The organism is Macrococcus sp. 19Msa1099 (assembly GCA_019357535.2).
Lineage (GTDB): Bacteria > Bacillota > Bacilli > Staphylococcales > Staphylococcaceae > Macrococcoides > Macrococcoides psychrotolerans.
Window position 1 is genome coordinate 1,509,851 of the sequence record CP079955.1, and the last position, 22,227, is coordinate 1,532,077.

General features: G+C 39.0%; 23 protein-coding genes. 2 read left to right on the forward strand and 21 right to left on the reverse strand.

Annotated features, from left to right (window positions below; all coding sequences use genetic code 11):
- Window positions 1–78: 78 nt before the first annotated feature.
- From KYI10_07900 to KYI10_07960, 13 genes are all read right to left on the reverse strand, one after another.
- Window positions 79–1,149: a bifunctional 3-deoxy-7-phosphoheptulonate synthase/chorismate mutase gene (locus KYI10_07900; protein QYA32306.1), complete on the reverse strand. Its 1,071-nt coding sequence runs from the start codon at window positions 1,147–1,149 to the stop codon at window positions 79–81.
- An 83-nt stretch (window positions 1,150–1,232) separates the two neighbouring features.
- Entirely contained in the window at window positions 1,233–1,697 is a 465-nt protein-coding gene (locus KYI10_07905; protein QYA32307.1) for a YtxH domain-containing protein, read from the reverse strand.
- A gap of 51 nt (window positions 1,698–1,748) precedes the next feature.
- A complete protein-coding gene (locus KYI10_07910) occupies window positions 1,749–2,279 on the reverse strand; it encodes a DUF948 domain-containing protein (protein ID QYA32308.1) in 531 nt (176 codons plus the stop codon).
- Window positions 2,280–2,355: 76 nt separating this feature from the next.
- Window positions 2,356–3,651, reverse strand: a complete 1,296-nt coding sequence (murC, locus tag KYI10_07915) for a UDP-N-acetylmuramate--L-alanine ligase (GenBank protein QYA32309.1) — start codon at window positions 3,649–3,651, stop codon at window positions 2,356–2,358.
- Window positions 3,652–3,662: 11 nt separating this feature from the next.
- Window positions 3,663–6,410: a DNA translocase FtsK gene (locus tag KYI10_07920; protein QYA32310.1), complete on the reverse strand. Its 2,748-nt coding sequence runs from the start codon at window positions 6,408–6,410 to the stop codon at window positions 3,663–3,665.
- Window positions 6,411–6,419: 9 nt separating this feature from the next.
- Window positions 6,420–7,016 carry a YtpR family tRNA-binding protein gene (gene ytpR / locus KYI10_07925; protein ID QYA32311.1) on the reverse strand — a complete coding sequence of 199 codons (597 nt, stop codon included), beginning with the start codon at window positions 7,014–7,016 and terminating at the stop codon, window positions 6,420–6,422.
- A gap of 4 nt (window positions 7,017–7,020) precedes the next feature.
- The gene (locus tag KYI10_07930) at window positions 7,021–7,881 is read right to left on the reverse strand and encodes a DUF1444 domain-containing protein (protein ID QYA32312.1); all 861 of its coding nucleotides are present in this window, start codon (window positions 7,879–7,881) and stop codon (window positions 7,021–7,023) included.
- Window positions 7,882–8,000: 119 nt separating this feature from the next.
- Entirely contained in the window at window positions 8,001–8,309 is a 309-nt protein-coding gene (locus tag KYI10_07935) for a thioredoxin family protein (GenBank protein QYA32313.1), read from the reverse strand.
- Window positions 8,306–9,310, reverse strand: a complete 1,005-nt coding sequence (locus KYI10_07940; GenBank protein ID QYA32314.1) for a PTS sugar transporter subunit IIC — start codon at window positions 9,308–9,310, stop codon at window positions 8,306–8,308. Before KYI10_07940 ends, KYI10_07935 begins: the two co-directional genes overlap by 4 nt.
- Window positions 9,311–9,470: 160 nt before the next feature.
- Complete coding sequence (locus tag KYI10_07945; protein QYA32315.1) at window positions 9,471–10,199, reverse strand: amino acid ABC transporter ATP-binding protein; 729 nt, start codon at window positions 10,197–10,199, stop codon at window positions 9,471–9,473.
- Window positions 10,196–10,915, reverse strand: coding sequence for an amino acid ABC transporter permease (locus tag KYI10_07950; protein QYA32316.1), 720 nt, complete (start codon window positions 10,913–10,915; stop codon window positions 10,196–10,198). The genes KYI10_07945 and KYI10_07950 overlap by 4 nt, the downstream gene beginning before the upstream one ends.
- Entirely contained in the window at window positions 10,899–11,666 is a 768-nt protein-coding gene (locus KYI10_07955) for an amino acid ABC transporter substrate-binding protein (GenBank protein ID QYA32317.1), read from the reverse strand. Before KYI10_07955 ends, KYI10_07950 begins: the two co-directional genes overlap by 17 nt.
- 94 nt (window positions 11,667–11,760) lie before the next feature.
- On the reverse strand, window positions 11,761–12,825 hold the full coding sequence (locus tag KYI10_07960) for a M42 family metallopeptidase (protein ID QYA33940.2): 1,065 nt from the start codon (window positions 12,823–12,825) through the stop codon (window positions 11,761–11,763).
- Window positions 12,826–12,871: 46 nt separating this feature from the next.
- Between KYI10_07960 and KYI10_07965 the strand changes: the two genes are divergently transcribed.
- Window positions 12,872–13,159 carry a hypothetical protein gene (locus KYI10_07965; protein ID QYA32318.1) on the forward strand — a complete coding sequence of 96 codons (288 nt, stop codon included), beginning with the start codon at window positions 12,872–12,874 and terminating at the stop codon, window positions 13,157–13,159.
- On the opposite strand, the gene KYI10_07970 is transcribed toward KYI10_07965, so the two are convergent.
- The 7 genes from KYI10_07970 to KYI10_08000 form a co-directional block, all read right to left on the reverse strand.
- A complete protein-coding gene (locus KYI10_07970; GenBank protein QYA32319.1) occupies window positions 13,156–14,346 on the reverse strand; it encodes an aminotransferase class I/II-fold pyridoxal phosphate-dependent enzyme in 1,191 nt (396 codons plus the stop codon). The two genes, KYI10_07965 and KYI10_07970, sit on opposite strands and share 4 nt — an antisense overlap.
- A 110-nt stretch (window positions 14,347–14,456) precedes the next feature.
- Window positions 14,457–15,089, reverse strand: a complete 633-nt coding sequence (gene trmB, locus KYI10_07975) for a tRNA (guanosine(46)-N7)-methyltransferase TrmB (protein ID QYA32320.1) — start codon at window positions 15,087–15,089, stop codon at window positions 14,457–14,459.
- Between the two features lie 12 nt (window positions 15,090–15,101).
- Window positions 15,102–15,893, reverse strand: a complete 792-nt coding sequence (locus tag KYI10_07980) for a phosphotransferase family protein (GenBank protein QYA32321.1) — start codon at window positions 15,891–15,893, stop codon at window positions 15,102–15,104.
- 161 nt (window positions 15,894–16,054) lie between these two features.
- Entirely contained in the window at window positions 16,055–17,464 is a 1,410-nt protein-coding gene (gene pepV, locus KYI10_07985) for a dipeptidase PepV (protein ID QYA32322.1), read from the reverse strand.
- Window positions 17,465–17,552: 88 nt separating this feature from the next.
- Complete coding sequence (locus KYI10_07990) at window positions 17,553–17,975, reverse strand: YtxH domain-containing protein (GenBank protein ID QYA32323.1); 423 nt, start codon at window positions 17,973–17,975, stop codon at window positions 17,553–17,555.
- A gap of 69 nt (window positions 17,976–18,044) precedes the next feature.
- The gene (locus tag KYI10_07995) at window positions 18,045–18,749 is read right to left on the reverse strand and encodes a pseudouridine synthase (GenBank protein QYA32324.1); all 705 of its coding nucleotides are present in this window, start codon (window positions 18,747–18,749) and stop codon (window positions 18,045–18,047) included.
- A complete protein-coding gene (locus KYI10_08000) occupies window positions 18,746–20,368 on the reverse strand; it encodes a polysaccharide biosynthesis protein (GenBank protein ID QYA32325.1) in 1,623 nt (540 codons plus the stop codon). The genes KYI10_07995 and KYI10_08000 overlap by 4 nt, the downstream gene beginning before the upstream one ends.
- Window positions 20,369–20,504: 136 nt before the next feature.
- Here KYI10_08000 and KYI10_08005 point away from each other — a divergent pair, with 136 nt between their 5' ends.
- The gene (locus KYI10_08005) at window positions 20,505–21,749 is read left to right on the forward strand and encodes an NAD(P)/FAD-dependent oxidoreductase (GenBank protein ID QYA32326.1); all 1,245 of its coding nucleotides are present in this window, start codon (window positions 20,505–20,507) and stop codon (window positions 21,747–21,749) included.
- A gap of 175 nt (window positions 21,750–21,924) precedes the next feature.
- On the opposite strand, the gene KYI10_08010 is transcribed toward KYI10_08005, so the two are convergent.
- Window positions 21,925–22,224: a rhodanese-like domain-containing protein gene (locus KYI10_08010; protein ID QYA32327.1), complete on the reverse strand. Its 300-nt coding sequence runs from the start codon at window positions 22,222–22,224 to the stop codon at window positions 21,925–21,927.
- Between the last annotated feature and the right edge of the window lie 3 nt (window positions 22,225–22,227).

A 22,227-nucleotide genomic window follows, 5' to 3' on the forward strand; every position in this document is an offset into this window, starting at 1 on the left:
AAACGTTTTATTTATTATTCTAACACGTTTTCAAAGACTTTTCATTCTAAATGATTATTTTAAGCAAATTTTTTATTGTTAAAATTTACTTTTAAATTCATTTAACGCTTTATAGAAATTTTCGAACTCTTCAAAATCCATCTGCTGACCGGCATCACTTAATGCAACGGCTGGATTTGGATGTACTTCAGCCATCACCCCATCTGCACCAACTGCGAGTGCAGCACGAGCTACCGGCAGCATAATATCCTTACGTCCCGTTGAATGTGTAACATCTACCAATACAGGAAGGTGTGTACCTTGCTTTAATATTGGTACGGCAGAAATATCTAATGTATTTCTTGTTGCTTTTTCATACGTGCGAATACCACGCTCACATAAAATAATCTTTGAATTGCCTTGTGCATAGATGTATTCGGCTGCATAGACAAACTCTTCTATCGTTGCGCTCAGTCCACGCTTAAGAAGTACGGGTTTATTTGTACGTCCTGCTTCTTTAAGGAGTTCAAAGTTCTGCATATTTCGCGCACCGATCTGGAATACATCAACATACTGGTCTGCAAGTTCAAAATGCGCTGGATTGACAATTTCACTGACAACGTTGAGGTTATATTTCTTACCCGCATCGTGAAGAATTTGTAATCCTTCTTCTCCTAGTCCTTGGAAATCATACGGAGAAGTTCTTGGCTTAAATGCGCCACCACGAATAAATTTTTCACCTTTGTCATGGAGATTTTTAGCGACTGCTTCAACTTGTTCTGCAGATTCTACCGAACATGGTCCAAATACATATGACTTTGTACCTGCACCGATGATGCCCCCGTTATCGAATGTAACAATAGTATCTTCTTGTTTTAACTTACGTGAGACTAAAAGATGCTTCTCACTTTCAGACTTCTGTAATTCTGTTGAAGCTTTAAATATTTCCTTAAATAACTGCTTGATAACATTGTCATCAAATGGACCATCATTTAAATCCAGCAATTTATTAATCATTTGTTTTTCGCGTTCGGGATCATAGATTGCAGTGCCTTGCTTACGTTTTTCTTGTCCGATCTGCTTTGCAATTTCACCACGTTCGCTTAACAGCTTTAATATTTCAATGTTTAATGTTTCAATGTTTTCGCGTAATGCATTTAAATCGTTCATCGTTTGACCTCTTTTATTTTAAAATTAAAAAAATAGTAGACTTTAGGCCTACTATTTTATCATATTACAAAGATATTTTGTGATTATTTGTTTTTAGGGGATAGATTGTCAGCAATATGCTTAGTTTTTTTGTTTTCTAACAATGCTTCGTCCTTGTTTGGCGTTAATGCTTTATCCACAACTGCATCTGGCTGCTTCAAAGTATCATCGTTCACCTCAGCTTTAATCGCTCTCTTCTGAAGCTCTAGATCGCTTTGATTCTCCTTAGAAAGATCTGCGTTAAATGTAACAGCTTTCTCTTTAAAGCTTTCAGCATTTTTAATTTGATCAGTATATGATTGTATAGATTTTGATTTTAATACTTCTACCTTTTCTCCAAGTTCTTCTTGCAGTACTTTACCTGATTTTGGAGCAACGAGTAAACCGATAAATGACCCCACTGCAAGTCCTGCGACAAGTCCTAATGAAAAGTCACGTGCTGTTGTATCCTTTTTCACTTCGTATTCTTTAACTGTATGTGTATGTAAATCTCTATTATAAGTTTCCATCTTATTCCCTCCTAAAAAAAGAATGTACATAATGTACATTCCCTTAGCGGTTTACTTTAAACCTGCATTAATTTTATCCTGATCTAAATGATCACCTGTTGTATGTGTTTCATTAAAGTTATTTTGTGGTGTACGATAAATATCATCATTAAAATTTACAGTACCACGACGTTGCTTTCTCATCTGCCATTTATCAGCAACTTCCATTGCAACGTTTGACCACTGAACAACTTGAGAAATCTTATCTTCGTTCTGCGAGATGTTATGCGTAATTGATGATGTAACATTATTAACTGAACTGTTTAAGTTCTGTACTGAATCACCAATACCTTTCACTGCATCTACAACTGAATTTAAACGTTGAGATTTATCCTGAACATCTTCTGCTAAACGATTAGTTTTGTGAAGTAAATCTGTTGATTCACGAGTGATTCCTTGAATTTGTCCTTCAACACCATCTAAAGTTTTAGCTACATGATCTAAATTCTTCTTCACTGATAATAAAGTGATTCCGATGAATACACATAGAATTAAAAATGCAATCGCAGCGATTAGACCTGCAATCGGTAAAATCCATTCCATAAAAACGCCTCCTAAAATTATTAACTTGTTATACTCTAAATTACCCTTATACCTTATTAATAAACATCATATCATACTATTTTAAATTTTCATATGCGACTTGAATTTTCTGTATATCTCCTGCACCCATAAAGATAACCACTGCATCTTTATATTGTTTCAGCAGATTGACGTTGGATTCGTTTATCAGTTCAGCACCTGGAATCAATATTTGCAAGTCACCGATTGTCAGCTCCCCACTATCTTCACGTGCTGAACCGAAGATATCACAGAGATATACTTTATCTGCAAGCTTTAAACTATTTGCGAAATCTTCAAGAAATGCACTTGTACGTGAAAATGTATGCGGCTGAAATACTGCGATGACTTTACGCTCAGGATATTTCAGATGTGCAGATTGTAGCGTCGCTTTAATCTCAGTTGGATGATGTGCATAATCATCGATAAGAATCTGTTCGTCCTGTACCTTTTCACTAAAACGACGTTTAACGCCACCAAATGTGCTTAAAGCATGTTTTACAGCTGCGTTATCCAGTCCTTCTAGGTGACAGATTGTTATGACAGCAAGTGCATTCAGTACTTGATGATCTCCATACATTGGAGTAACAAACGTATCAAACAATTCTCCGTCAATATACACTTCAAACTGTGTCCCTTGTGGGGTCGTCTTCATATTCTTTGCAACGACTTTATTATCTTCTTTAAAGCCATAGTAATAAATCGGGATATCTGCTACGATATCTCTTAAATTCTCATCGTCACCACAAGCTACAATTGCTTTCTTAACCTTCTTCGTCATCTCCTGGAATGCATTGAACACATCGCTCATCGATGCAAAGTAGTCGGGATGATCAAAGTCGATATTTGTAATAATCGCATAATCCGGTGAATAGCTTAAGAAATGTCTGCGATATTCGCAGGCTTCAAATGCAAAATACTCACTACCAGGCATCCCCATCCCTGTACCATCACCAATAAGGTAAGAAGTCTTCTTGTCACCATTCATCACATGAGATAACAGTCCAGTTGTCGACGTCTTACCGTGAGAACCAGTAACTGCCACAGATGTATATTGACCCATGAAGTTGCCTAGAAAGTCATGATAACGAGTTACAGTAAGTCCAAGTTCATGTGCACGCACAATTTCTTCATGGTCATCATTAAATGCGTTACCGGCAATGATTGTCATACCTTCTTTAATATTCTCCTGATTAAATGGCAGTATTGTTATTCCTTTTTCTCTTAAAGATTTCTCTGTAAAAAATTCTTTCTCGATATCTGATCCTTGTACCGTTTCACCCATATCAAATAGTATTTGAGCTAACGCACTCATTCCTGAACCTTTAATACCAACAAAATGATATAAAGTCATAAATTCATCTCCTAATATTCTTCTTGTTTTTCTGTTATCAGCACATCTCTTGGTTTAGAGCCATTCTGACCACTGACATAACCCATTTCTTCCAGTTGATCGATAATTCGCGCTGCTCTATTATAGCCTATCTGGAAGCGTCTTTGTATTTGAGAAGTCGAAATATGCCCTTCTTCGACCATAAAGTTGCAAATATCATTGAACAGTTCATCTTTCGGCTGCTCTGATAACTTCTTCAGCAAAGTCTTCTCATGGAAGAGATAGTTTGGTTTCCCTTGAGACTTAATATAGCCTACAACTTCATCAATCTCACTATCGGAAATATAGCTTCCCTGTATTCGAATCGGCTTATTCATCCCATTCCCAAGATACAGCATATCACCGTTTCCTAACAATTTCTCAGCGCCACCAGAATCAAGTATTGTTCTGGAGTCAACAGAAGAAGATACCATAAATGCGATGCGTGTCGGCACATTCGCTTTGATTAATCCTGTGATTACGTTGACTGAAGGACGTTGTGTAGCAAGTATCAGATGAATACCTGCTGCACGTGCTTTTTGAGCAATTCGTGCAATGGAATGCTCCACATCTTGTGGCGCCATCATCATTAAGTCTGCTAATTCATCAATCACGACAACGATCTTCGGAATTCTCTCCTGATAGACTACTTTCTGGTTATAAGCAGTAATGTTACGTACATGGACATCTGCAAACATCTGATATCTGCGTTCCATCTCACCGACAACCCATTTTAAGCTCTCTGTAGCTGCTTTAACATCAGTAATAACAGGTGCAATTAAGTGCGGCAAATCATTATATGGCGCAAGCTCGACCATTTTAGGATCAATCAGTAATAATTTCAATTCATTAGGATTATTACGATATAGCAGTGAAATAAGAATTGAGTTGATACACACAGATTTACCAGAGCCTGTAGCACCGGCAATTAAACCATGCGGCATCTTCGCAAGATCCATAATCATCGGTTCGTTATTAATTCTAGCTCCGAGCGCGACAGACAGATTACTATCAGAGAATTTCATCTTCTTGCTGAAGACAATTTCACTTAAGTTGACGCTACGCGTTTCAACATTCGGTACTTCAACACCGACAAGCGAAGTACCAGGAATCGGTGCCTCTATTCGGATATCTTTGGCTGCTAACGCCATTTTAATATCGTCCTGAAGATTCGTGATGCGCGAAACCTTTACACCTTTCTCTACCGAAAGTTCAAATCGTGTAACCGAAGGACCGACGACGACATTCTCTACTTTTGCCGGCACATTAAAATGATAGAACGCATCATCAAGCTGCGCTTTATGTTCTTCAACCCATGATTCATCTCGTTCCATATTATCTGCAGGATTCAGTAAGCTGACAGGTGGAAGAAGATACTTTGGTCCTTTGCGCTTGAACTGTCTTAGCTTCCTTTCATCCTCAGCTTCCTGTAGCTCAGCAGGTGTCTCAGGATGCTCCTCTAGTACTTCTTCTAGCGGTTCATTGCTTTTGATTTTTACTTCTGCTGGCGATAATTTCGATTCTTCTCGTTGCTGCATTAAACGCTTCTTATCACTTGGTGTCATGACTACATTAAATGGAGTGACTTTCTCTTTCTTAGTGTCAGGTGATAGCACAGGTTCTAACGAAACAGGACCTTCATCCTCTTCTGATATTTCAACAGTTTCATCTGTTTCGCTATCGGTTTCATCTTCAACTTCAATCGTTTCAGTCATCTCATCTTCCGTCTCAAAAGATACATCGTCAAATACTTCCTCATCTACCTGTATAGCCTCTGCTGCCTCTTCAGTACTTTCAAAAGTAATATTTTCTTCCATGAAAGTCTCATCTTCACGTGAACTGAAAGTATACGATTCACCGGAGTTCAGTTTAACCTCTGTGTCCTCATCGCTGATATTCACTTTAATTGGCGTCTCACTAAGCGCTTGAACCTCAATATCAGTGACTAATGCTTCTTCAGATAACGTTATAACATCCTCTGATAATTGCACGACATCATCAACTGCAAGCACATTATCCTCTAAAACATTCTTCTCTTCAGCTTCTTGTTCAACCGTTTCGTGGTTAATCATAGATTTTAACGCTTCTTGCTGGTCAGCAAGTTTTCTACGCTCTTCCTGAAAATCTTTTTGACGCTGAATTTTCTTGTCACGCTCTTTTCTGATTTCAGCAACTATTTGAGAGGCATATACATTCTCAATATTGACCGTATTATCTTCTTTGCGATGTGTCGGTGTCGCAGGACGTGTAGCTGTACTTTTCTTAGGGACAATAGATGCTCGACCCTTTAACATTGAAGGATCTTTACGACTTTTTGTTCCATATATTGCCGAAGGTACTTCTGAAGCTTTAAACTTGGGCTGATGCACACGAGATGCTTTTTCTATTTGAGCATCATCTCCTTGTTTCTTTCCTAATGGAGAGGTTTCAACCTTATAGCCTGGGTGTTGGTTACGAGCTGCTTTTCTCTGTCTTCTAGAAACGTATGTTTCATCAAACGAAGTCTTTTGATGATCATACTGCGCTTGTACAGGGATAAAGGGGTCATCATTTTTTTCAAGTTTTGTCTTGCTCGTCTTATGATCACTATCTTTCGTCTTAACAGTGTCCACATCAACCGGAAAACGAAACTTTCCACGAGGGCGCCTATATACGTCATTTTCTGAGGTATCCAGTCTTTCTGTTCTGATATCTTCAGTATTTTCTTTTGATTCTCCGAATAATTTATCAAACCAGCTCATCTTATCACCCTACTTCTCTTTGAAGAAATCTTCGCCGATTGTATAGTGATCATCTAGCACTAGAATACCTTTTTTCTCTTCAGAGTCAGTCAGACCAAGTTCACGTTCAGAACATATCATTCCTTTTGATGGCACACCGCGTAACTCTGCATCTTTGATCATCATTCCACTCGGCATCACCGCACCTACTTTAGCTACTACTACCTTTTGCCCTTGTGCAATATTTTTTGCACCACAAACAATCTGTAATTTTTCTGTTCCAACATCCACTTTTGTAATGTTTAATTTATCTGCATCTGGATGCTTCTCACATGATTCTACATAGCCAACAACAAACTTCGGTGATAAATCAACTTCGAGTGGCGTTTCAAGCCCCTTCTCTCTAAGTAATGCGTTGATTTCATCTACAAGACTTTCTGTTAATTTAACCTCACCTTGAGATTTAAGGTTTAATGATTGTACACCCTTAACATTATATCCAACGACACGGTCGTCTTTTTTTATCGTGATAATATCCCCGTTTGTTTCATACGTAAACGGACCATCGATAGGTTCCAATGTGATAAATAAATAATCTCCAACAATTTCGTTATAAAATAGATTCATATGATTACTCCTTATTGTTTTTTTCTTGTTCAAATTTTTTGCGGTTTGCTTCAATACGCTGAATTGCTTCTTGATTACGCTTTGCATTATTCTTACCTAGTATAAACACAGGTGTTAAGTTACCTTCTTCATATTGGAACGATAAAGAAGTAATCGGTACAAGACCATTTGCGAAAAATTGCATCGTCAGCTGAGCGAGCACATCATACCCTGTCTCGTTCTGAATATCAGCAATAATCAAAACATCGCCATGTGGTACAGCGACAAGCATCTCCCCTGTAATCTTCTCACGAAACGACTTCAACAGTTGTTTATTTAACAGACGACTTGCATCATATCCATCATTTGAGTTAAAGAAATAATATGTATTGTCATTCACTACATCAGTTTTATAAGGGTTATTCAGACCATTTAAATTAAATAAAGCCTGCTCCTTAATATGCGCTTCAGATAGATTCAACGCTTCCTGTACTTCAGTATCAATTAGACGATAAGTGTTGCCGAGATCCACTGCGTAATAAATATTCGTCTCAGCAGTATGTTCTGTAATTAAAAAAGGAACTCCATTTTGTTCTTTCTGGAAACTCGTCGCACGAACAACAGGCATTATTATCGGTTGGCCATCAAAAGGTTGTGCATCCCCAAACGCTTGAATCGTCTCTTTGATATAATACAGTACTTCGTCAAGAATTTTCTCTTTCTTCTCTTTATATTTTGCTGCAACGGGTGCTAGCTTTATCGTTAACCCTTTATGATTATCATTTCGCTCAATCCTTAAAGTCTCTTCTTTACGATCGAAATGAAAGGTTACTGCTTCCTCTTTCATTGCATCTTTTAAGTAATCTCTAATTTCAAAAACATTCACTTGTAACACTCCTCACATAACTTTCATTGTACAATAAAACCACCGCATATAAAAGCAGTGGTTACTAAGGTTATATTAAAAGGTAATCAGTTTAGAGCTACGGACTAATAGATATTAAACTACAATCCTTTTATAAATGCGTTGATTTCATCTTTTGTCTTTCTGTCTTTTGATACGAATCTTCCAATTTCAGTACCTTTATCAAATGCGATAAAGCTTGGTATCCCCATCACATCATATTCTACAGCAAGGTCAATAAATTCATCTCTGTCGATGGAAACAAAATGATACGCTTCATTTTCACTTTCTATTTCCGGCAATAATGGTGCAATAAAATGACAGTCTGGGCACCATCCTGCAGTAAACATAGCTATCGTCGGCTGTTCGATACTTTCTCTAAACATTTCTACTGATGTGATTTCCTTCATCGTTCTCCTCCTGTCGAGATCTTCTGATCTCCTGGTTTAATGATATTCGCTCGTAACAACATCATATATATAATATAACTGATAATACCTGGTAATATGAAATGAAACACTCCAACTTGCAACCATGTTTCAAGCGAGGAACCCATCGTCTTAATTGTCATTATCTGCCCGACAAATCCACTTGTTCCCATACCTGCACCTGCTGCTACATTTTGCATTGGCCATAGTGTGGTCATTATCGGTGCGATAATGATACTCGCAATCACAGGCGGAATTAAGATCATTGGTCTTAACATATAGTTAGGAATCTGTATTTTACTAGTTCCAATACCATGGGCTACGAGACTTTGAATCCCATTATCACGATAAGCAGTGACAGCAAATCCAATCATATGACAGCAGCAGCCAATTGTTGCAGCAGCTGCCGCTGTTCCATCGATGTTAAGCATTAAAGCGAGCGCAGCACTAGAAACAGGGCTAGAAAGTGTCAAACCGAACACGAGTGACACGAGAACGCCCATCAATAACGGCTGCTGTCCTGTCGAAAATGAAATAAATTCTCCGAGCGATAGCATCAGCTGCTGTATCAACGGTCCTATAAGCTTTGCGATACTGCCGCCGATAAGTAGCGTTAGAAGCGGCGTCAGAATGATATCAATCTTCGTCTTCCCACTATAGAAACGTCCCGCTTCACTTGTTGCCAGACTCACAATATATGTACCTGCTGCGCCTCCAAGTTCATAACCATACATCCCAGTCACTGCACTAGCAAAGATGACCATCGGTTTAGCTCCAAGTCCATATGCTACCGCAACACCAACTGCTGCACCCGTACAATTCTTTGCAAGCTGGCCGATTTCAATGAGTAATGATGTATCGAAGAACGGTTTCAATTCTGTCCCCAGTGTTTCTAATATCAATCCGATAATCAATGAACAAAATAGTCCGAGTGCCATGTAACTCATGCCATCTATGAACCACCTCTTAAGTAGATTCTTCAATATACTATCCCCTTACCCTCTATTTATAATCCCACATATTACAATTATAATAGCATATTACTTATTACATAGACGTATTTTCATATAAAAATTTTCCGGATATATTTATCCGGAAAATTTATTACCTATTGATGCTATCGAATGATATAGTGCTTATAATTTATTCTGCAATCACATTCAAGAAGCGTCTTAAATGTTCTGATTGAGGTGCATTGAATAGTTGTTCTGGCGTTTCGATTTCCTCGATACGTCCATCATGAACAAAAGCGACTTTATCTGCAACATTGCGCGCAAAGTTCATCTCGTGTGTCACTATGACCATCGTCATGCCTTCATCACGCAGATCTTTAATAACACGTAGCACATCCTGTACAAGTTCTGGGTCAAGTGCAGATGTTGGTTCATCAAAGAGCATCACCTTTGGATTCATTGCAAGCGCACGTGCGATACCGACACGTTGCTGCTGTCCCCCACTTAATGATATCGGATACTGCTCCTTGACATGCGTTAAATCCACTTTTTCAAGCAGGTTCAATGCGGTTTCTCGCGCATCTGACTGTTTCATCTTCTTGACTTGTACAAGACCTTCCATCACATTTTCTAGCGCTGTCATATGCGGGAACAATTGAAAGTTCTGGAACACCATACCTGACTTTTTACGGACTTCAATCTGTGATTTGCGGTTGTTACTATCATATGTTAAACCGTCTACTGTTACCGTGCCTGATGTCGGCAGTTCCAATGCATTCATCATACGTAGCAGCGTCGTCTTACCTGAACCGCTTCGACCAATCAGTACGACCACTTCACCATCTTGCACTTCTAGATCTACATCTTTAAGCACTGTCTTATCGCCGAACTTCTTTACCACATTCTTCACTGAGATCATCGCTGATACTTCCTTTCTATACGAGACTCATACTGCCCTTGTACAACAGAGATAATGAAACATACAACCCAGTACATTAAGCCGACAAGCACGTAGATTGAAAGGAACTCATACGTTGTCGCAGCAACTTCCTGTGCCTTACGAAACATCTCTGCGACAAGAATGAACCCTAGCAGCGATGTATCTTTAATCAGACTTAAAAATGTATTACCAAGTGCAGGAATAGATACACGTATCGCCTGTGGTAAAACGATGCGTTTCATCGTCATCCATTCACTCATACCGATAGAATATGCAGCTTCTTTTTGACCCTCTGGAATCGATAGAATACCACCCCGAATAATTTCAGAGGCATAAGCTCCAACGTTTAAACTGAGTCCAATTATTGCAGCAACAACAGGTGCAATATTCAGCTTAATATCAGGATTTCCCGTAATAAGTCGTCCAACTTCTGGAATACCATAGAAGATAATGAACAACTGTACAAGCATAGGTGTACCACGAATAATCGAGACATAGATTCTGGAAATACTTCGCGCGAACTTGTTACGTGACACACGCATCAATGCAGTGATGATCGCTATGATTAGCCCGATTATAAACGTTGCAATAGTAATAGGGATTGAGTATTTTATCAATCCCCATAACATCGGTTCGAAAGCTTGTTTCGCTGCATCTAATGCGTGGAGCTGTTCTTCATTAAGCTTTAGAAACATCTTCACCAAACCATTTCTTACTTATTTTTGTTAATGTACCATCTTTATGCAATTCATCTAATGCTTTATTAACATCCTCTATTACTGTCTTATCTGTCTTCTTAGTGAATACAAATCCTGACTGGCTCTTCTCAGCATCACCCGTAATCAGCTTAATATCAGCTGTTTTCTTTTGTTGCTGATAATCAAGGACTGATAATTTATCATTGAAAGTTCCTTCCACACGATTTGATAATACCATTTCTATCGCCTGGTTAAATCCTTCTACTGAAGTAATTTCAGCGCCTTTATCTTTCGCTAGCTTACCGTAGTTTGAAGTCAACGTCTGAGCAAGTTTCTTTCCTTTAACGTCATCAAATGACTGGATTGAATCGTTATTTTTACGAACGACTAATACGCCCTCAGAATACGTATATGGTTTAGAGAAGTTGTATTTATCTTTACGTTCTGCATTGATTCCGACTTGGTTTGCTATCGTATCAAAACGCCCTGAATTTAATCCCGAGAACATTGAATCCCACTGTGTTTCAACGAACTTAACCTTATAACCCGCTTTTTTCGCTACTGCTTCAGTAACTTCTACATCATATCCCGTTAACTTTCCATCTTTGTCATGGTATGTAAATGGTGCATATGTTCCTTCAGTGCCCACTGTCAGTGTCTTACCATCTTTCTTTGAACCCTCTTCACTGCTGCCACATGCGGCAAGCACAAATAACAACGCCGTCAATACTATAAATAATTTTTTCATTTCCATCCTCCTATTCATATCAATTTACTCAGAATAAATTTTATTTTATACTATTTATAATTTAAGTCAACAAATAGCTACCGAACTACTCGGATTAATTCTGTTTTAAACACTGAATCGTTTCATCATCAAGTCTACTCAGTAGCGCAAGCATACCATCGCGCGCCGCTTCATAATCACGAATATCAAATATCGTATGATTGGAATGAATATAACGTGCAGGGACTCCTACTACCGCTGTCGGCACACCTTCATTCGAAATATGAATCTGACCCCCGTCTGTTCCACCCGGAGACTGATAATATTGGTAATTGATATTATGTGCTTCATATGTTTCTTGCATCAATGTCTTGAATGATGGCTTTAATATCATTGTGCGGTCGATGATTCTCAGTAACGTGCCAGCTCCAAGTCGTCCATTATCGCTGCTACTTCCAGCCATATCATTTGCGGGCGAACAGTCTACAACAAATGCAACATCCGGCTGAATCATATTTGCTGCAGGTCCTGCGCCACGTAAACCTACTTCTTCCTGCACATTCGCCCCGATATATAGATCAAAAGGAAGCGCAACGTCCTTCAACCGTTCCATCACATCTATAATTATGGTACATCCATAACGATTATCCCACGCTTTACATAAGAAACGGTGATCCGTTAACTGCTTAAATTCAACTTCAGGTACAATCGTATCCCCGGGCGCTATCCCCATTTCATTGACCATCTCTTTATTCTCAGCACCGATATCCAGCATCATATCTGAAATTTGTGGTGTCCCTTCATTTCCTGTTCTGAAGTGTTTCGGCAGGCTTCCAATGATTCCAGTATATTCTTTCCCATCTCGAGCTAATACTTTCATACGCTGTGCCTGCAGTACATCTTCAGGCCATCCGCCAAGCGGTGTGAACTTAAGCATGCCATTATCGGTAATATGTGTCACCATAAATCCAACTTCATCCATATGTGCAGCAATCATTACTTTCTTAGCATCTGGATTTGCACTCTTCTTTAAGAAATACACACCACCGAGCCCGTCCTGCAGTACTTCATCTGCATATGCTGTCAGTCTTTCCTTTAAATAGTCGCGCACTTGATATTCATGTCCAGGTGCCCCATGTAATTCTGTTAATGTTTTGATCGTTTCCATTATCTTTGTCATGATTGTTCTCCTTTATGTTAAAATATTTTATAAATGGAGGGATATTATGAAAAAACGTTATCTGCTTATCATTCCTGTAATCATCGCTTTACTTTATATGTCGAAAGATCGTATGACAATGAAGCATCCTAAAAAGGTACTCGACCAGACGAAACATGCATATAAGGATGTGACAGGTTCAGCAATCAACTATACCCCTGAAAAGATTCATAAGTTTGGATCTATCACACACGTCTATCGGGGGATGATCAATACGAAGACCACGACTTATGAATTTATCGCTGATTGTTATAGTGGTGAACTCATAGATGTGTTTGAAATTCAGTCGCTTTAATCTACAGCATTCTCCTTTAAATATGAGAATGCTTTTTCTATTGCTGCTAACCCCTGTTCAAGCTTCTCTTCGCTACACGCAACATTTAGTCTGAAGTGCGTGCTCTCGGTCAGTTCATAGGTGTTCCCGATACCTACAGCGATACGCCCGATATTCTGCAGCGCATCCTGAACGTCCATTTCACTGAACCCACTCGCTTCAAAGTTAATCCATGCAAGAAACGTACTATGTGGTCTACGGAATACAAGGACGTCACTCAATCGCTCGTTAATGAATGTCTCTACTTTAATCATATTTGATTCAATATGTTCATTAAGTGCATCTACCCACGGGCCACATTCCATATAAGCTGTACGAATTGCAGTGAGCCCTAGTATATTCGGAGAACTTATACCATAGACACTTCCTATCTTCGTCTGCAGCAATTCACGCATATAGCTGTCCTTCGTTATATAATAGGCATGAGGAATGCCTGAAATATTAAATGTCTTCCCGAGACACGTTGTAACAACCATCTTGTCATACTGAGACATATACTTAACCAGTGACTGATGTTTACCATGACGAACGAAGTCCATATGAATTTCGTCAGATATAATATAGACATTATGCTTCTCACAAATCTCGATGATCTTTAAAATCTCTTCTTCGGTAAACACCTTACCTGTCGGATTATGTGGATTACAGAACAGGAACACTTTGTTCTGAGGCATCTGACATAAATATTCAAACTGAACAAAATCCATCGAATATTGATCTTCATCATCATACAGATCACAGCCAACGATCATACGTTTATTTCCATTGATTAAATTTAAGAAGTTATTATATGAGGGGATGTTAACGATAACACCATCCCCTTCATTTGTTACACTGCGAATCACTTCAGTAACTGTGAATAACACGCTTGGGGCATATGCGAGATCCTGCTTTAATACATTGAGATCAAAACGTGTCTTGTACCAATGACGAACCGGCTGATAGAACTGATCGTTATTCCAGTTTGTATAGCCGTATATCGGATGACTTAATCGCTCCTGTAACGCATGTATTATTGTTTCTGGAACAGCAATATCCATATCCGCTATCCAAAACGGCATTAAATCTTTACGCTGATAAACTTTAGACAGCATTTCATGAGCAACTGCATTCGTTGTACTACGGTCAATCACTCTATTAAAATCCATAACATCTCCTCCTGTTAATTCGAATTCCTTAATAATAGTCTACATGAAATGTAACAATAAAAAAAGAAACATTAGTAAGATGCGCTATAAAGTCATCTTACTAATGCTTCTTAAAATCGAGCTTCTAATCGATTAATTCTAAATCCTTTATTCGAGAACTTATCTTCATATTCCGTACGAATATTATCAACAGGTTCATTATCATGCAGATTCAAATTAATATTTTTCAGCTTCATGCCGTAATGGCTCATACTCTCGATCGAATATTCAAATAACGCCTGATTATCAGTCTTGAAATGAATTTCACCATCTTTATTTAAAATAGTTTCATAAACTTTAAGAAAATTCTCATGCGTCAGTCTGCGCTTTGCGTGACGTACTTTAGGCCATGGATCTGAGAAGTTAAGATAGATTCTATCAATCTCACCCGCATTAAAGATTTCTGTCAGCTTTTCGGCATCTACTGTTAACAGGCGTAAGTTTCTAATATTTTGTTCCACTGCTTTTTCTACGATACGAATCATGACATTCTTATCACGTTCGATACCAATATAATTAATCTCCGGGTGCGCTTTAGCCATCTCCGTAATAAAACGGCCCATACCGCTTCCGACTTCGATATGTATCGGCTGCACTTGTTCAAACCAGTCAACGATGTGATCTTTTCGAGCAAGGTCGATACTTACAATATCCTCGTGCTGCAGAAGAAAATCTTCAGCCCACGGTTTATTTCTCATTCTCATAGTGCTACTCCTTTAAATAAAACGATTCAAATTTAATACATCATCTAAAAATTTCAGCCAGTCATTCAAATCATGATAGCGACTCTTCTCTTCGTACCATTCAATCATTGCAATCGCCTGAATGATGGTATACCACTTCATGCGCTTTTCCAGATCCAGTGTGTATTCAATACCATAAGTTGCAAGCCAAGATTGCCAGTCGATGGTATCACCATAAGTATAAAGAATCATACCGATATCTATCGCCGGATCTGCAATCATCGCACCTTCCCAGTCAACAAGAAAGAGTTCATCCTGATCTGATAAGAGCCAGTTATTATGATTGACATCCCCATGACATACTGTATAGAACTTGCGCTCTAGCTGCGGCATATGCTCTTCCAGATAGATCAGCGCTTTACGGACAGTATGATGTGTTAATACGTTGCGAGATAATGAGGAATTGATCTTATTAAGCAATAGCTCTGGATCCATCGGTTTCATCTCAAGTCGCTTGAGCATATTAAGTAATGGTTTCGAACGATGAATCTTCTTCAGCAGTAGTGCAACACGTTCGGATTTCATTTCCATGTGCGTCAGACTTCGCCCATTCTTCCAGTGCTGTGCTGTTACGACTTCACCTGTCTCTATTCTCTTCGTCCATACAAGTTTCGGTACGATACCTTCAGCAGAAAGTGCAGCAAGAAACGGAGAGGAGTTACGCTTTAAGAAAAGCTTTCTGCCGTCTTGTTCTGCCATGTATGCTTCTCCAGATGCGCCGCCAGCGGAATCTAATGTCCAACCTAGCTGATAGAAATGTTCCAACGTGTTTCACCTCCTGTTTCAAGAAAAAAGAAAAGGCACGAGAAAAAATCTCTTGCCTTATTCATTCCGATCAAATTAATGTCTTACTTAAATTTTATATCCTTTTCTCTATTAATTCAAGTATTACTTTAAGTCATATGATGAACTTTTACTTAAGCTGACTATGCCTCTTCTACACAAACTGAATGTATTGCTTCCAGATAAATTGCTGTAGCATCGAATAATTGCTTTTTAGTGATGTATTCATTTTTCTGGTGCATCAGATCTTCTGAATCTTTAAACATAGCACCAAACGCAACACCTTTTTCCATTGTACGGGCATACGTTCCGCCACCAATCGTATAAGGTTCTGTCATATCCCCTGTCTGATTGCGATAAGCTTGTAGTAGCTTCATTACAAATGGATCGTTTTTATCGACATAATGCGGTACTTGATGTTTTGTCACTTCAATTTCAAAGTATGGTGCCAATGTCTGTGAAAGTTTATCAATCTCTTGGTCGAATTCAAAACCATTAGGATAGCGTAAGTTGACACCATATACACCACCATCCACATCAGTATAGCTGATGATACCGATATTCGTTGTTAACTTCCCTAATTCTTCTGTCTCGATTGCAACATCCAGCTTTTCTCCAAAGTGAGAATCAAATAATTTATCATCACCTAATGCCACGAATGCTTTCGCTTTCTTATCCAGATCCAGCGTATTTAAGAAGTGGATTAAATACAATCCTGCATTGATACCTTTGAACGGCTCCATACCATGCACAGATTTCCCTTCTATTTCTAATTTCAGCTGACCATTATCTACATAATGCTTTCCTTCAAGGCTGTAGTCCTTTAGGAATCCTTCGAAGCTCTGTATAACATATGCCATCTGTTCATTGACACTTAACTGCGCCTCAGCATGATCAGGTACCATATTGTAACGTTCACCTGATTTTAAAGCTTTCAATACGACTTCTGGTGTCTTTTCACTTTCCTCATCACTTGTCTGAATGATATCAAATGATGAGAACCCTTTTTCACCATGGATTAACGGAAAGTCCGCGTCAGGTGCGATACCTAAATCAGGCATCGGCTCAGTTTCAAAATAGCGATCTGTACATTTCCACTCTGATTCTTCATCCGTACCGATAATGATATGTATACGTTTCTTCCAGTCTACTTGCATATCTTCTAAGATCTTCACTGCATAGTAAGCAGCAATTGTCGGTCCTTTATCATCTAAAGTTCCACGTGCAATGATTCGGTCTTCAGTAACCGTTGCATTAAATGGATCTGTATCCCAGCCACTGCCTTCAGGTACAACATCGACATGCCCTAAGATACCGAAGATTCTTTCTCCTTTACCCGCTTCAATACGTCCAGCGATATGATCAACATCATGCGTATTGAATCCATCGCGCTGTGCTAATTTGTACATGTAATCCAGCGCCTCACGTGGTCCCGGACCAACAGGATGCTCTTCATCTGCCAGACTATCATCGCGAACACTGCGAATATTGAGAAGTCCTGTTAAGTCTTCAATTATCTTGTCTTCATATTGTGCTACTTTTTCTCTCCACATAATAATTCCTCCTATCATATTAACAGTTCTATTATACAGAATATTGAAAAAAAGAACACATCACAAGTGATGTGTTCTCACAACAAAATTATTTTAGATCATTTTTGCTTACTGCATTAGGGTTTTGATCAGCGACATCTTTATCCGTTACGATATGGATATTGTTTGCGCCACCTTCGTCATCGAAGTTCTGCTTTTCTTCTTCGACGCTATCTTTTTTTGAAAGCTTATCAGCTAAAGGTGCTGCTTTTTCCTGAACTTTTTGTGTTAAGTTTGCTTTGTAGCTTTCTGGATCTTCTTTTACTTTGTTAATTTCTTCTTTCGCTACTTGCTGTAAGTTCGTTGCTTTTTCTTTGGCAGTATCTGCGTAACTTTTCGGGTCTTGCTTCGCTTTATTATACTCATCTAATAATTTGTCTCTATTTTCTTTCTTTGATAGGACTGCTGCTACTGCAGTTCCCCCGATAACTAATGCTGCTCTTAATAAACCTGCTTTATTGTTGTTAGCCATAATCATAACACCTCTTCGTTTAATTTGTACTTTATCTATACCCTAGCAGAAACATGTTAAACATATGACTTACATTTTCACGAAATTTATTTCTTCAAGTGTCAGTTTACGATATGCACCTGGCGCTAAACTTTCATCTAAAGGTAATCCGCCCATCTTAATACGCTTCAAATAGATTACGGTCATATCTACAGCTTTAAACATTCGTTTTACTTGATGAAACTTTCCCTCCTGAATGACAAGCTCGATTTCTGAAATCTCTCCTGCTCTTACAATCTGAAGTTCAGCAGGCATCGCTTTATAGCCATCGTCCAAGGTAACACCTGCTTTAAATAACTCTACGGTCTCATCTGTTACATAGCCGTCAACACGTGCAAAATACGTCTTATTCACATGCTTTCTAGGGCTCAGTACATCATGAGAAAATTGACCGTCATTCGTTAGTATCAATAAGCCTTCTGTATCTTTATCCAGCCTGCCGACCGGATGCAGATCGTAATGTTCCAATCCGTCAATGAGTTCAAGTACGGTTTCATCTTTGTAATCTTTCGTACTTGAAATATACCCTGCCGGCTTGTTCAGCATAATATAGACAAAAGGTTCATACACAACTGCTTCATCATAAACTGTAACAGTGTCATTCTCCGGTACAATTTTGATATCCGCCTTCTTGACTAAAACGTCATTTATCTTCACTGCACCACGTTTGACAAGTAGCTTCACTTCCTTACGTGTACCAAATCCATGGTTCCCGAGAAATTTATCTAATCTCATCGCCCGAACTTCTCTCTCAAAATTTGTATGCGTGAACCAAAGAACGCATCTGCTAAACGAGATTTCATCGATAGATATGCATAGACCATGCCACCGATCAGAGCACCGATAACCAAAATGATTAATGCATCAAATTTCTGGCTCACATCAAGAAATTGGATCATAATCAATACAGCAATCTCTACGATAACGACCATGATCAAGCTGTAAAGCAAGATCTGCAGCATCTGCTTATAAGTCGTTCTGAACTTAAATCCAGCATGTTTCTTAATGACATAGAAATTACATAATATATTGACCGTCAGTGCAATTGCAGTCGCAAGGACAGCACCCTCTGTATGGAACAGATAGATGAGCGGAAAATTGATGGCAAGCTTTACTAAGAGTGATGCAACAACGATATATACAGTCAACGCTTGTTTATCGATACCTTGAAGCATCGCAGATGACACACTGACCAATGCAAGCAGGATAGCAACAGGTGCATAATAGAACAGCAGATGACTCGCCACTACATTGTAGCTATAGAATACCGTGTATAACGGTGTTGCAAGAATCATGATACCTAGCGAAGCAGGCACTGTTAAAAACATCAGCACACCGAGAGAAGTCTTAATCTGATGATGCATCTCACGTATCTGTCCAGACGCATGCGTTCTCGTAATCGAAGGAACAAGACTAATTGCAAACCCTGCTGCAAGTGACGTCGGTATCATAACGAGCTTATTTGTCGTCGTATTAAGCATCGTTAACAGCATATCATGCGTTTCACCTGGCACACCAGCAGCTGTTAATGCACGGTTATGCGTAAACTGATCAATAATCTGGTAGAGCGGAATACAGAGACTGACGATAACAAACGGAATACTATATAGAAGAATCTCCTTATACATTGCTTTATATGATACATCTGTTTCTGTCGTATCGTTATTCACCATCTCAGAAATGAAAGGACGACGCTTTCTCCAATAATACCATAACGTTAAAATTGCACTGAATGCACCTACTGCTGCAGCAAATACAGCAATCTCATTTGCAAGCAGCACAGATTTATGCATAACATTTAATACAAGATAAGAGCCGATCAATAAGAATGCGATACGTGCAATCTGTTCTATTACTGTAGAAACAGCGGTCGGTCCCATGGAATCATATCCTTGAAAGATGCCGCGCCACGTCGCTAGAAATGGAATAAAGATGACCGCGAATGATACAACGCGGATAATCTCCGTAATCTGTTCCACACTCCACGTACCATCAGCCTTTGATACAGAAGCCTCAGCAATCAGCGGACTGATCATATACAATATTAAAAAACCAAGTAATCCGGTGATTCCCATCACGACAAGTGATGACTTATATAATTTATAGCTGACCTTATACGCCCCTACTGCATTATATTTTGATACATACTTCGCAACGGCTAGTGGCACCCCACCTGCTGAAATGACAAGCATTACCGTATATGGGGGGTATGCCATATTATATGGTGATAAGTTCGCTTCACCACCGATAATTGCATAGAACGGAATAATGTAAAGAATCCCTAAAATCTTCGTAATAAAAATGCTTGCTGTCAATATGAAAGTACTTCTGACAAGCGAATTCCCTTGTGACATATGTTCATCCCTATCTTTATATATTTTCTATTATTTGAATGTTTATTATCATAACACCATTCAAAAATATTAACTACTGAATTCATATATTTTACCATAAAATAAATGTATAATATTTAGAAATAGGAGGTCAAATATGTTTAATACCATAGTTATCGGAGGCGGACCAAGTGGCCTGATGGCTGCAATCAGCGCATCAGAAAATGGGAAATCCGTTCTTTTAATTGATAAGAAAGATAAATTAGGACGTAAACTCCAGATTTCTGGTGGCGGACGCTGTAACGTTACAAACCGCGTTTCTCACGAAGAGCTGATACAGCACTTACCAGGAAACGGAAAGTTTCTCTATAGTGCATTCAATACATTTGATAACTTCGCCATTATCGATTACTTTGAGAACCTCGGCGTCCACTTAAAGGAAGAAGATCACGGCCGCATGTTCCCAGTGTCTGATAATGCGAAGGACGTAGTTAACGCACTGAAACAACAGCTCGCCAAAAATAACGTCGATATCCGCACGAACCAGAAGGTCGCGTCTCTTCTCGTGCAGGACACGGTTAAAGGGGTCAGGCTTGAAGACGACACTGAAATCTATGCTGATAATGTTATTATCGCAACAGGAGGAAAAAGCGTACCGCATACGGGATCAACAGGAGACGGCTATGAATTTGCGAAACAGGCAGGACATACCATTACAGAACTCTTCCCTACTGAAGTACCCATAATTTCGAACGCGCCATTCATTAAAGCAAAGACGCTGCAAGGATTAAGCTTGCGTGATGTTGCACTCAGCGTCCTGCGTAAGAACGGCAAACCACGCATCACACATCAGATGGATATGATATTTACACATTTCGGTATCTCCGGTCCTGCGGCATTACGCTGCTCACAGTTTGTATATAAAGAACAAAAGAGCCAGAAGAAACAGGACATTACAATGATGATCGACTGTTTTCCACAAGAAAGTATCGGCACGCTGAAAAACAGAATTACAAAAATGATCGATACGAATAAAGATAAAGCTATTAAAAACAGCTTAAAAGGACTCGTATCTGAACGCTATTTATTATTCTTACTGGAACAAGCTGGACTGAACCTGGAAGATAACGGCCATCACTTAAAGAAAGAAGCGGTAGAACAGTTTTGCGAACTACTGAAAGGATTTAAGTTCCCAGTAAACGGTACACAATCAATAGAAAAAGCATTCGTCACAGGCGGCGGCGTATCCGTAAAAGAGGTCGGTCCTGCAACGATGCAGTCGAAGCTGCACGACAACCTGTATTTCTGCGGTGAAGTATTAGATATTCATGGATATACAGGCGGCTATAACATTACGAGCGCTCTCGTAACTGGGTATATCGCAGGATTGAGTTGCAGATAAGGTTGTCACATGTGTGTTTAGTCACGAGTAAAATCACGAAAAGATGCCTAAGAAACGTTCTTTGTTTCTGGCATCTTTTTGATTTTATCGAAGTGACTGTGCATGTGACACCGTCTATCAAGTTGTCACATGTGTGTTTAGTCTATTAATCGAAAGAAGCTAGAGACTTATGTCTCTAGCTTCTTTCGATTAATTGTTCTATTTCCGCCATGCCACCTTGAACATTCACCACTTTATAATTTTGTTCTGATAAATACTGTGTGACATGTTCACTTCTAACACCATGTGCACAGACGATATAATACGTTTTATCACTATCAAGTTCGTTCAGATGTTCAGGTATTGTATTCATCGGGATATGCAATGCACCTTCCAGCATTCCCATCTGTACTTCGAAGTCTTCTCGTATATCGATGATGTTCAGCGGCTCATGCTGCAGTTTGTCGATAAATGCTTTACTACTGATTTCTAGCATAGG